This is a genomic window from Acidocella sp., from assembly GCF_028687955.1.
GTDB lineage: Bacteria > Pseudomonadota > Alphaproteobacteria > Acetobacterales > Acetobacteraceae > Acidocella.
This window is the reverse complement of record NZ_JAQTZC010000071.1, coordinates 1-11,280: the sequence shown is the minus strand read 5'-3', so window position 1 is coordinate 11,280 and position 11,280 is coordinate 1. Positions and strand designations below refer to the sequence as shown.

General features: G+C 62.5%; 14 protein-coding genes. All 14 read left to right on the top strand.

The window, feature by feature from the left end:
* The coding region (locus PHE40_RS09365; RefSeq protein WP_299961115.1) for a transposase at window positions 1-400 on the top strand (400 nt) is incomplete at its 5' end.
* Window positions 397-1,533, top strand: coding sequence for a flagellar hook protein FlgE (locus tag PHE40_RS09360; RefSeq protein ID WP_299961113.1), 1,137 nt, complete (start codon window positions 397-399; stop codon window positions 1,531-1,533). The genes PHE40_RS09365 and PHE40_RS09360, both read left to right, overlap by 4 nt.
* A gap of 3 nt (window positions 1,534-1,536) precedes the next feature.
* Entirely contained in the window at window positions 1,537-2,280 is a 744-nt protein-coding gene (locus PHE40_RS09355) for a flagellar hook-basal body complex protein (RefSeq protein WP_299961111.1), read from the top strand.
* A gap of 67 nt (window positions 2,281-2,347) precedes the next feature.
* Window positions 2,348-3,142 carry a flagellar basal-body rod protein FlgG gene (gene flgG, locus PHE40_RS09350; protein ID WP_299961109.1) on the top strand — a complete coding sequence of 265 codons (795 nt, stop codon included), beginning with the start codon at window positions 2,348-2,350 and terminating at the stop codon, window positions 3,140-3,142.
* The gene (locus tag PHE40_RS09345; RefSeq protein WP_299961107.1) at window positions 3,139-3,843 is read left to right on the top strand and encodes a flagellar basal body L-ring protein FlgH; all 705 of its coding nucleotides are present in this window, start codon (window positions 3,139-3,141) and stop codon (window positions 3,841-3,843) included. The genes flgG and PHE40_RS09345 overlap by 4 nt, the downstream gene beginning before the upstream one ends.
* Before the next feature lie 32 nt (window positions 3,844-3,875).
* Complete coding sequence (locus tag PHE40_RS09340; RefSeq protein ID WP_299961105.1) at window positions 3,876-4,949, top strand: flagellar basal body P-ring protein FlgI; 1,074 nt, start codon at window positions 3,876-3,878, stop codon at window positions 4,947-4,949.
* Window positions 4,949-5,836 carry a glycoside hydrolase family 73 protein gene (locus PHE40_RS09335; protein WP_299961103.1) on the top strand — a complete coding sequence of 296 codons (888 nt, stop codon included), beginning with the start codon at window positions 4,949-4,951 and terminating at the stop codon, window positions 5,834-5,836. Before PHE40_RS09340 ends, PHE40_RS09335 begins: the two co-directional genes overlap by 1 nt.
* Window positions 5,833-7,761 (top strand): FlgK family flagellar hook-associated protein, encoded by a 1,929-nt coding sequence (locus tag PHE40_RS09330; RefSeq protein WP_299961100.1) that lies wholly within the window; start codon window positions 5,833-5,835, stop codon window positions 7,759-7,761. The genes PHE40_RS09335 and PHE40_RS09330 overlap by 4 nt, the downstream gene beginning before the upstream one ends.
* 24 nt (window positions 7,762-7,785) lie before the next feature.
* Entirely contained in the window at window positions 7,786-8,256 is a 471-nt protein-coding gene (gene fliL / locus PHE40_RS09325; RefSeq protein WP_299961098.1) for a flagellar basal body-associated protein FliL, read from the top strand.
* Between the two features lie 4 nt (window positions 8,257-8,260).
* A complete protein-coding gene (locus PHE40_RS09320) occupies window positions 8,261-8,536 on the top strand; it encodes a flagellar biosynthetic protein FliO (RefSeq protein WP_299961096.1) in 276 nt (91 codons plus the stop codon).
* Complete coding sequence (fliP, locus tag PHE40_RS09315) at window positions 8,529-9,272, top strand: flagellar type III secretion system pore protein FliP (RefSeq protein WP_299961094.1); 744 nt, start codon at window positions 8,529-8,531, stop codon at window positions 9,270-9,272. The genes PHE40_RS09320 and fliP overlap by 8 nt, the downstream gene beginning before the upstream one ends.
* Window positions 9,272-9,547 (top strand): flagellar biosynthetic protein FliQ, encoded by a 276-nt coding sequence (locus PHE40_RS09310; protein ID WP_299961092.1) that lies wholly within the window; start codon window positions 9,272-9,274, stop codon window positions 9,545-9,547. Before fliP ends, PHE40_RS09310 begins: the two co-directional genes overlap by 1 nt.
* Window positions 9,538-10,308, top strand: a complete 771-nt coding sequence (locus tag PHE40_RS09305; RefSeq protein ID WP_299961090.1) for a flagellar biosynthetic protein FliR — start codon at window positions 9,538-9,540, stop codon at window positions 10,306-10,308. Before PHE40_RS09310 ends, PHE40_RS09305 begins: the two co-directional genes overlap by 10 nt.
* Window positions 10,301-11,280, top strand: a 980-nt coding sequence (locus PHE40_RS09300) for a flagellar biosynthesis protein FlhB (protein ID WP_299961088.1), incomplete at its 3' end; no start/stop codon positions are given. The genes PHE40_RS09305 and PHE40_RS09300, both read left to right, overlap by 8 nt.

Below are 11,280 nucleotides of genomic sequence, written 5' to 3'. Positions count from 1 at the left end.
CAATGATCGTGGTGCCTTCTGGTATTGCACTTATCAGGGTGGCCTCACGGCCGCGCTTTTCGTAACTTTGCTGAAGAAAATGATGCGGGGCCGCAAAAGACCCGTGCACTTGGTGGTTGACGGCCTGCCCGCCCATAAGACCTTGCTCGTCAAAGATTATGTGGCTTCAACGAAAGGGCGTCTGACCATGCACGTCCTCCCTGGCTACGCGCCGGAGCTAAACCCGGACGAATTGGTCTGGAGCCATATGAAGCGAACCGGCGTTGCCAGAAATCCACTACGCAAAGGCGAAAAATTGCGCGATAAAGTCGAAGCACAGCTCGCCGAAATTCGCCGCTTGCCAGACCTCATCCGTTCATTCTTCAAAGCACCAAGTGTCGCCTATATTGCCGACTGGTGAGTAAAAGCCAGACGGCGCTGTTCCAGGATATTTATCCGGCCGGCGCGGGCAAGGCGCCGGGGATTGGCACGGCGCTGGAGGGGATTTCATCCGACCTGACGCAAGGAGCACTGACCGCGACCGGCAATCCGCTGAATGCGGCGATTCAGGGCAACGGGTATTTCGTGGTGCAGACGAACGGCACGCAGCAATATACCCGCGACGGCGCATTTCAACTTAATTCCTCGGGCCAGCTGGTGACCGCCAGCGGCTCGAATGTGCTGGGCTATACGCAGACCGCCAGCGGCGCGCTGGGCAGCACGCTGGGGCCGATTACGATCAACACCGGGTCCATGGGGGCGAATCCCACGAGCAATCTGGGTTTGACGCTGAATTTGAACTCCGGCGATCCGGTGATTCCCGCGGGAACGGCCTTCAGCGCCAGCGACAGCGCTTCCTACGACCAATCAACTTCGGTGGTGAGTTATGACTCGCTGGGCAATGCCAACCGGATTGGACTGTATTTCGCACAAAATCCGGCGGCAACGGCCGGCGCGGTGCCCAGCTGGACCGTGTATGCGCAGCCGCAGCTTGCCAATGGCACCAATGCCGGAACACCGCAGACGCTGACCACTCTGAATTTTACCTCGGCCGGGGCGCTGAGCAGCGGCAGTCCGGCGACGCTGAATGTGAACTGGGGCAATGGTGCGGCCGATTCCTCCATTGCCTTTAACCTGACCGGCACCACGCTGGCGGCGCAGAGTTTCTCGGTGGCCGGGATCACCAATAACGGCTACGCGCCTGGCAGCTACAGCGGTTCCACGCTGGCGGCGAACGGGGCGGTGCAGTCAACCTATACCAACGGGCAGACGGTAAGTTCGGGTTCGCTGGCGCTGGCGAATTTTATAAATCAGGAAGGGCTGACGCCGATTACGGGGAACCTGTTCTCGGCATCGGCAACCTCCGGGCAGCCAGTTGTCGGCACACCCGGCACCGGGCTGGCGGGGACGCTGAGCGGGGGAAATCTGGAGGCTTCCAATGCGTCCACCTCCTCGCTGCTGGTGTCGCTGATCCAGTACCAGCAGGCGTATCAAGCCAATACATCGGTAATTCAGACCGAGCAGCAGGACAGCCAGCGGCTGGTGCAGATTTAAGCCATGGCTGGTCCATCTCTCTACACCAGCATGGCGGGGCTGCAGGCGATTAACGCGCAGATGCAGGCGCTTTCGGCCAACCTCGCCAACCAGCAGACGCCCGGCTACGCCGCTGTGCAGGCGGTGACGGAGGCTGCCAATTACCAAGGCGGCAATGCCCCCACCGGGGCGGATGCCGTGGTGCTGACGCCAGGGCCAAGCCTGACACAGGGCAGCTTGCAACATACCGGCGACCCGATGAACGTGGCGCTGGGCGGGAATGCCTGGCTGGAGGTGCAGACGGGCAGCGGCCCGGCGTTAACGCGCAACGGGTCGCTTAGCATCTCCAATGCCGGGATATTGACCGATTCGGCCGGGAATCCGGTGCTGGGCGTGGGTGGGCAGCCGATTAGCCTGCCGAACCTGGCCAAGCTGGAAATCGGCACGGATGGCACTGTTTCGGGCGTGCCCGCGAGTTCACCCGGCGGACCGGCGCAGGTTTATGGGCAGATAAACTTGGTGGGCACACCGGCTGGGACTCTGACACCGCTGAGCGGGACGCTTTATAGCCCGCCGGCAGGGGTGACGCTGAGCACCGCCACCAATGGCTCGCTGCATCAGGGCTATCTGAACGGCAGCAATGTCAATTCGATCCAGAGCATGATGCAGCTGATCGCGGACAGCCGCTCGTATCAGACGCAGACGGATCTGATGAAATCCCAGGGCAACAGCGCGGCGGACCTTAATGCGCTGTTGGCGCAGGGGTGAGCGCCGTGACAGCAAATCACTTAACCGGCGGGGCCATGATGATGTGGCAGGCCAGCGGAGCAGACCGATGAACCATGCACTCGATACCATCGCGACGGGGCTGCAAGCCAGCCAGATGATGATGAACACGATCGCGGATAACCTCTCGAACGTGAATACCACGGGCTTCAAGTCGGAGACGCCTGAGTTCCAGTCGTTGCTGTATCAGGACGGGATTCAGCCGGGGGCGAATTCCACCGGGACGACTGTTTATCCATCCGGGCTGGAAGTGGGCACCGGGGTGAAGGTGGCGTCCATCAAGGATACGCTGACGCAGGGAACGCTGACCAGCACGGGCAATCCGCTGGATCTGGCGATCAATGGCAACGGGTATTTCCAGATTTTGCAGCCAAATGGCCAGACGGCGTATACGCGCGACGGCTCGTTCCAGTTGAACCAGAACGGCCAGCTGGTGAATTCCAGCGGGTATCAGGTTTTGCCGAACGTCACCATTCCCGCGAATGCGACGAGTGTGACCATTGGCACGGATGGGACGGTTTCCATCACCACGCCCGGGTCTTCCGCCGCGACGCAGGTGGGGCAGATTCAGTTGGCGAATTTCGTGAACCCGCAGGGGTTACAGCCTTTGGGTGGAAATTTGTTCGCCAGCACGACATCAAGCGGCACGGCGATTGCCGGGGCGCCGCAGAGCAACGGGCTGGGCTCGGTGAACCAGAGTTATCTGGAATCCTCCAATGTGGATGTGGTGCAGGCGATGGTGAATATGATCTCTGCCGAGCGGGCTTATCAGCTTGGCACGCAGGCGGCATCGGCCATAGACAACCAGCTCAACTATCTGGCCCAGGCTGCCGCGGGCGCATGAGGCGGATGGCCGGCATGTTCGGGCGGGGCGTTGTGCTGGCGGGGCTGTACGTGCTGGCGGGCTGCGCCACCAAACCGCCCACGGCGGCGGCGCTGGTGGAGCCGGCGGCGTTTCCCATTAATGTGGAGCCGCAGCAGGCGGCCATGGATGGTTCAGTGTTTCCGGCCTCCACTTCCGGCTCGCTCTATGAGCCGCGGCGGGACTGGCGGCCGGGGGATCTGGTGACGATCAACATCGTGACCAGCGCAACGGCGGATAATACGGATAACGCTGCGTTGAAGCGCACTGGGACGCTCAACGATGCGCTGACCAGCTTCATGGGTGTGCCGCTGAGCTTTGGGCATTTGAACGGCAGCGCGTTTTCGCCTTCGGTCGGCGCGACCTCTGACCAGCAATATACCGGCGCGGGAACGGCGGCGGCCTCTGACAATATCTCCGGCCAGGTTGAGGCGGTGATCACGCATGTGGACCCCAACGGCACGCTGGCGCTGGCGGGGCGGACGAATGTGAATATCAACGGCAATGTCACCAGTATTGTGGTGACCGGCTATGCCAGCCCGGATGATATTGCCGCCAACACCACTATCAGCTCCAATAACGTGGCGGATATGAACGTGCAGTATGTTGGCAACGGGCCGATTAATGGCGCGCATCAGGTGCCTTGGTTGCAGCAGATTCTCACCAAGGTCTCGCCGTTTTGAGGCGCGCGGGGCGGCAATTCTGTTTTGGGCTGATGCTGGCGGTGTTTTGCGCGGCGATGGCACGGGCTGACAGCACGACGATCGACCAGTTGGTGACGGTTGCGGGCGCACCGACCAACCAGCTTTACGGCTATGGGCTTGTGGTGGGGCTGCCAGGAACGGGCGACCAGACAACGGAAGTGCCTTACACGCAGCAATCCATCCTCAACATGCTGCGCAACATGGGAATTTCGTTGCCAAATGTGACGTCCATGCAGCCGAACGACGTGGCCTCGGTGATGGTGACGGCCGAGGTGCCGGCGTTTGCGCATGCGGGGCAGCGGGTTGATGTCACGGTTTCAGCGGTGGGCAATGCGGCCTCGCTCGCGGGTGGCGTTTTGTTGCCGACGCCGATGCGCGGAGGAAACGGCGTTGTTTACGCGCAGGCGCAGGGGCCATTGCTGGTGAGCGGATTTGCCAGCAGCGCGGGGGGAACCTCGACCAGCGTGAATGTGCCGACGGTGGGATCGCTGCCGGGGGGGGCGATTTTGGCCAACACGATCCCGGCGGATTACAATGTTAACGGCATGAGCGCGCTGCTGCTGGATACGCCGAGCTTCCAGACCGCGCAGCAGATTACCGATGTGATTAACGCCCGCTACGGCAGCGGAACGGCGAATGCGACCTCGCCGGGAGAAATTGACCTGACCGCACAGGGGCGAGACCCGATGCGCTTCATGGCCGGGGTGCTCTCGCTGCCGATTACGCCGCCGGCGCAGGCGCCCACGATCATCGTGGATGCGCAGAGCGGCACGATTGTGATGAATGCCGGGGTGACGCTGGGGCCAGCGGTGGTGAGCCATGGCGATTTGACCGTGAACATCCAGACCACCACCGGGGTGAGCCAGCCGGGGCCGTTCAGCAACGGCTCCACCGTGGCGGTGCAGAATACGGCGGTGAGCGCCAAGCAGCCCAAGGCCGATGTTATCAACCTGCCGCGCGCGGCGACCTTGCAGGATGTGGCCGCCGCGCTGAACGCGGTGGGGGCAACACCCTCGGATCTGATCGCGATCATCGAGGCGCTCAAGCAGGCCGGCGCGATCAACGGCACGATCAAGGTGATATGATGGCGCTGGTAACAAACCTCGGGCAAAGCAGCCTGAACACCACCACGCCGCAGCCGGGGCTGAGTGAGGCTGTGAAGCATATGACCGGGATGCTTTGGTATGAGATGCTCTCGGAATTGAACAAGAGCGGAATGAGCGCTGACACGCTTGGGACCGGGGGCGATAATTTCCAGAGCATGTTCCTTTGGAATGTCGCGCAGAATGATTTTGGCAAATATGATACCGCGTTGGCGGCAGCGGCGGCGCGCCAGGTGGGTGGCGGCGGGAGCAGCGCACCGGGGACGATGCCCGCGCTGCCGGTGACAGCCGCCGCGCCTGACATACAGGCGATGCCGGAGGCCGCACAGGCGGCTTCCGCGCAGACCCGCCAGGCCGGAGACTTGCTCAGCCAGGCGAAAAGTTTTGCCAAGGCCGTATGGCCGCAGATTCAGGCCGCTGCGCAGCAGCTTGGCGTGCCGCCGGTGGCGCTGCTGGCGCAGAGCGTGCTGGAAACCGGCTGGGGAGCGGCCGCGCCGGGGCATAATCTGTTCGGGATAAAGGCCGTGGATGGCGAGACGGGAACCAGCCGGGCGACGCATGAGATGGTGGATGGCGTGCTGGTGCCCCAGACTTCCACGTTTCGTGATTATACAAGCCTGAGCGCCAGCATTTCGGATTATGTCGGCCAGATACAATCGGGGTTTCAGGCTGCGGTGGGGCAGAATACCGTGGCCGGATTTGCCGGGGCGCTGCAACATGACGGCTATGCGACGGATACGAATTACGCGGCGAAAATCATTAGTATTTCGCAATCTCCGTTGATGGCGCAGGTGTTGCAGGCCGTCGGCGGGGCGGCCCAGGGCGCGGGGAATGCGCCGCCAGAGCAGAGCAAGGCAGGTGCGTTATGAGCGGAATTACCGGCGCGATGAACACGGCGCTGAGCGGGCTGAAATTATTTGAAGCCGAGATCAGCACTGTTTCCAACAATCTGGCGAATGTGACGACCCCGGGATATACGGCGGAGACCGTAAATTCCACCACCGCCGTTAGCACCCCGGGGCAGCCGGGCAACGGCGTGCAGGCGCCGCAGATATTGCGCGCCGCCAGCGGATTTGCCGCCGGGCTGCTGCGCACGGCCAACAGCGCCTCGCAAGCGGCAAGCAACCAGGCATCATCACTCACCGCGATTTCCAACGCGCTGACCAATAACGGCAATGTACAGACATCAATCAACCAGTTTTTTCAGGATATCGGTACACTGGCCGCCAGCCCGGCCAGCGCGGCACAGCGCCAGACGGTTCTGGACGATGCCCAGACGGTTGTTGGATCTTTCCAGAGCGCTGCCGGGGTTATTAACGGGGCGGTGAGTGGCGCGGGGGCGGTGTTGCAGCAGAGCGTGACCTCAGCGAACAATCTGCTGGGACAGTTGGCGGTTATCAACAAAAGCCTGATCAGCGCCCCTAACAGCCCCAGCCTGCTTGACCAGCAGCAGGCGGCGCTGAACTCGCTCTCCAGTTTGATTTCAGTGAACGCGCTGCCGCAGGCGAATGGTTCTGTGATTGTGACAACCGGCGGCACCGTGCTGCTCGACCAGAGCGGGGCGCAGACTCTACAAGTGAACAATAGCTCACCGGTTCCAAGCCTGACCGCGGGAAACAGCAATACCCAGGTGAGTGCGAGCGCGGCCGATGGCGCGATTGGCGCGAGTATCAATACATATCAGGCCGGTGGCGCGGCGTTGCAGAGCCTTGGCACCATTGCGGCGATATTTGCCAATACGGTGAACACCGCGCAGGCACAGGGATTGACGCCGACGGGCACGCAGGGGGGCGCGCTATTCTCCGTGCCGGCACCGAGCATGACCGCGAATGCCGCCAATGCCGGCAGCGCCAGCATAACGGCGCAGATCAACAACGCCCGCGCGTTGCCGATTGACGGCGGACCATTTTTGCTGAGCTACAGCGGCGGCGCCTGGACCGCGACAAACCAGGCGAGCGGGCAGAGCTATACACCAACCGGCACGCCGCCAGGTTTTGCCGGGATGACTCTTGCGATCAGCGGGACACCCGCGAACGGCGACAAGTTCATACTCAACCCCGCGCCGAATGCGGCAAGCGGGATTGCGGTGAGCGCCACCACCCCGAACGATATTGCCGCGGCGGACCCGTATGCGGCGACGCCTGGGGTTTTGCAGAGTAGTGGCGCGATACTGAACAGCAATGGCGGCAATGTGAGCGCTGGGGTTGATACGGTAAGCAGCACGCCCGCGAGCGGCGCCGCGGTAATTCCCGCCAGTTATTTCGGGCAGAACTTGCAGGTGAATTTTACTTCCGCCACGGCCTATACGGTAGCAACCACGGCCAGCCCAGGCACGGCAATTACCAATGGAACGCTGGGAAGCACGGGGGAGGTGCTGGCGATCGCGTATCCGGCGGGGGCGGCTTCGGGGCAGTATTGGCAATTGCCTATAAACGGAACGCCGGCAGCGGGCGATACGCTCACGCTGACGCCAGGGGGCAGCAACAGCGGCAGCAATGCCACGCGCATGGCCGCACAATGGACCGCCGCTGGCACCACGGCGTCAGGCACAATGCAGCAGGCCGTTGTGGGGTTTGGCACCTCGCTCGGCGCCAATGCACAGGCGGCGCAGCAGCTGAGCACCGCGACGGCCGGGCAGGTGACCACCGCAACGACGAATTTGCAGACGGTGGCGGGCGTGAGCACGGACCAGCAGGCGGTGACGCTGACCAATTACCAACAAGCGTATCAGGCAGCGGCGCAGGCGATCAGCGCCGCGCATACGATGTTCGAATCGCTGCTGACAGCGGTTTAATTTTGTATATTTGCGGGAGATTCCATGAACCTCAAGAAAATTCTGATCTTTGGCGGCATCGCGCTCGTAGTGCTCGGCGGGGGGATTGGCGGGGCGGTGATTTTTCTGCACCACGGGAAGAACAAGACGGCTGACGTGAAACAGGTTGTGCCGCCTAAGCCGCTACTGTTCGCGGAGCTTGATAATATGGTGGTGAGCATCCCCGCCGATGTGGGGCAGCCCGCGACTTCTTATGTGCAGTTTGGAATTCAGTTCGCGACCACTGACCCTGATGCGGTGGCGGCTTTCACCTCGCTGCTGCCGATCGTCAAGGCGGATGTCATCAACCTGGTGATGAACGAGACGCAGAAAACACTGCAGGACCCGGCAACACGGACGAAGCTTACGGCGAACTGCCTGGCGATCTCAAATCAGGTGCTCGAAAAAAACACGGATTTTAAGCCCGTGAATCCGTTCACTGCCGCGTATATCACTAATCTTGTCGTGCAGGACTAGGGTGTTGGAAAGCCCTAGCATTCAGCTCGTGGCATCGTCGCTGCTTTCGATCAGCGTGATTTTTGGCGTACTGCTGGTCGCCACGTTTCTGTTGCGCCGGTTGCGCGGCACGGCATGGGGGCGGCGGGCGGTGGGGCAGTCACCCATTCATATTGCCGCCGTGCGCGGTCTTGGCGGGCATAATACGCTGGTGATCGCCGAGGTGGAGGGGCACAGGTTTCTGCTCGGCGTCAGCCGTGGGGGGATCTCGGCCATTGGCCGGATTGACGGGCATGAATAGAGGGCTGTTCGCCCTGACTCTGGGCCTGGCCGCCGCGCCAGTGCATGCGGCGATGCCCACGGGGCTGACGCTGATGAAAGAGGTGACGGGCAGCGGCGGCGCCTCCTACTCGCTGGATGTGCAGACGCTGCTGGTGATTACCGGCTTGGCCTTCTTGCCGGGCATATTGCTGCTGATGACCGGCTTTACGCGGATTATCATTGTATTGTCGGTGATGCGCCAGGCAATGGGATTGCAGACAACGCCGCCGAACATGGTGCTGTCGGCGCTGGCGCTGGCGCTGAGCGTGTTTGTGATGCGTGGGGTGATACAACAGGAGCAGACCCTGGCGATTGACCCGTATCTGGCCGGGCAGATCAGCTTTAATCAGGCGGTGGCGGCGGCGAAGGGGCCGGAGCAGAATTTCATGCTGGCGCAGACACGCAAGGCGCCGCTGCATTTGTTCGTGGATTTGAGCGGCGGGCATTATGCAACGCCAAAGGATGTGCCGATGACGGTATTGGTGCCGGCGTTCGCGACATCGGAGCTGGAGACGGCGTTCCAGATCAGTTTTCTGATTTATGTGCCCTTTGTGCTGATCGATCTGGCGGTGGCATCGGTGTTGATGTCGCTTGGCATGATCATGGTTTCGCCGACGCTGATCTCACTGCCGTTGAAGCTGTTGATGTTCGTCTCGATTCATGGCTGGGTGCTGGTGCTGGGCACGCTGGCGAACAGTTTCGTGCTGCCGCCGTAATGCCGCTTTATCTGCAACTGCTGCATCTGGCGCTGGCGGTGGAGCTGGATGCGGTGACGCCGATTGTTATGGTGTTGCTGGCGATCGGCCTGGTGACGGCGATTTTTCAATCAGCGTTCCAGATCGAGGATACGACCTTCAGCCTGTTGCCAAAGATATTCGCGATGATCGCGATCGGGCTGTTTGGTGGATTTGGCGCGTTGGGCGTGTTCGAGCATTTCGCGATAACGCTCATCACCCATGCGCCGGGGCTGGTGCATCAGACATGGTCCTGAGCGAAGCGCAGGTGATGCTCTGGCTGGGCCATTTTTTATGGCCGTTTCTGCGGATCACAGGGCTGCTGCTCACCGCGCCGGTTTATGGCTCGCCGCTGATCCCCGGCATGGTGAAGGCGGCATTGGCGGCGGCGATGGCGGCGGCGCTGGCGCTCTGGCTGCCGGGATTGCCCCCCTTCCCTGGCGATCCGCTAATCGCGATTTATACCGGGCTGGCCCAGATCGCCTTTGGCGCGATGCTCGGCATGGTTATGCAGATTGTGGTTTCCGCCGTGGCGGGCGCGGGCGAAATTGCCGGCCTGGCCATGGGGCTGAGCTTTGCGGAGTTGCAGTTCCGGGAGTCCCCGGGGATGACGCCAGTACTCTACGATATCATGCTCTGGGCCGCGATGCTGGGTTACATGGCGGCGGGCGGGCCGCTATGGCTGTTTGCGGCGCTGGCGCATTCGTTTCAGCATGGCGTGGGTGTTGGCGGCAGCGGCAGCTGGAGCGCGCTGGCGGCGTTAGGGGGCACGCTCTTGAGCTCCGCCGTGATCCTGGCGATGCCGGTGCTGGCCGTATCGTTATGCGTGAATCTGACCGTGGGACTGACCTCCGTATTCGCGCCGCAGATGAACCTGCTGACCATTGGCTTTCCCCTGCTGATTCTGGCCGGGTTGTGGGTGTTCTCGGGGGCGGTGTTGTACCTCGGCCATGACATGGAACAGCTGCTGCGGGTGGGCACCGGCGTGCTGAACGATATGCTCGGCCGCCATGGCTGAGGGCAGCGGCGAAAAGCAGCACGGCCCAACCAAACGGCGGCTGCAACAGGCGGCGGAGCGCGGGGATGTCGCCCGCTCGACGGATTTACCGAAAGCGGCGGTGGTGGTGATTGTGACCATGCTGGCGCTGGGAGCGGCGGCCGGGATCGGCGAGCGGTTGCAGGGGGATGTGGCGGCCTGGCTGGCGGCGGCGGGAACGGCGCGGCCAGAGGCGGCGGCGGGCTGGAGCCTGACGGTGGGGGCGCAGATCGGGCCGCTGCTGCTGCTGATCGCGGGGGTGGCCGTGGTGGCCAGCGTGCTTTCCGGCGGCTGGGTGTTCAGCCTGGAATTGCTCAGGCCCGATCTCTCCAAGCTGATGCCGGCGCATGGATTGGGACAGTTATTCTCCAAATCCGGCACAAGCGAGACCTTCAAGGCCTTGTTAAAGTTCATCGTCATCGGCGGGGTGGGTACACAGATGATCCTGGCGCGCGAACCGGCGCTGGCGGCGCTGGCGGCCAGCCCCCGCCCTGGCGCTGGGCCGGTGGTGGCGCTCTGCTTGCAGGTGATCTTGGCGATCTGCGCCGTGATCACCGTGTTGGCGGCGGGGGATATGGGGCTGCAATATTGGCTGCACCGGCAGAAGCTGCGGATGTCTGACAATGAAATCCGCGAGGAGATGAAGGACTCGGCGGGCAACCCGGAGGTGCGCGGCCGGCAGCGGATGCTGGCGCGCAAGCTGGCGCGGGCAAGGCAGATGCAGAAAATCCCGGAAGCCTCGGTGATCGTGGTGAACCCGACGCATTATGCCGTGGCTATACGCTACCGCCGGGGGGTGGACCGTGCGCCGCTGTTGCTGGCCAAGGGCGTGGGACTGCTGGCGGCGGAAATTATCAGCCGGGGGCGGGGGTTTGGGATTCCGGTGGTGGAGGCGCCGCCGCTGGCGCGCGCGGTGTATCGCCATGTGGAGCCGGGTGAGCCGGTGCCGGTGGC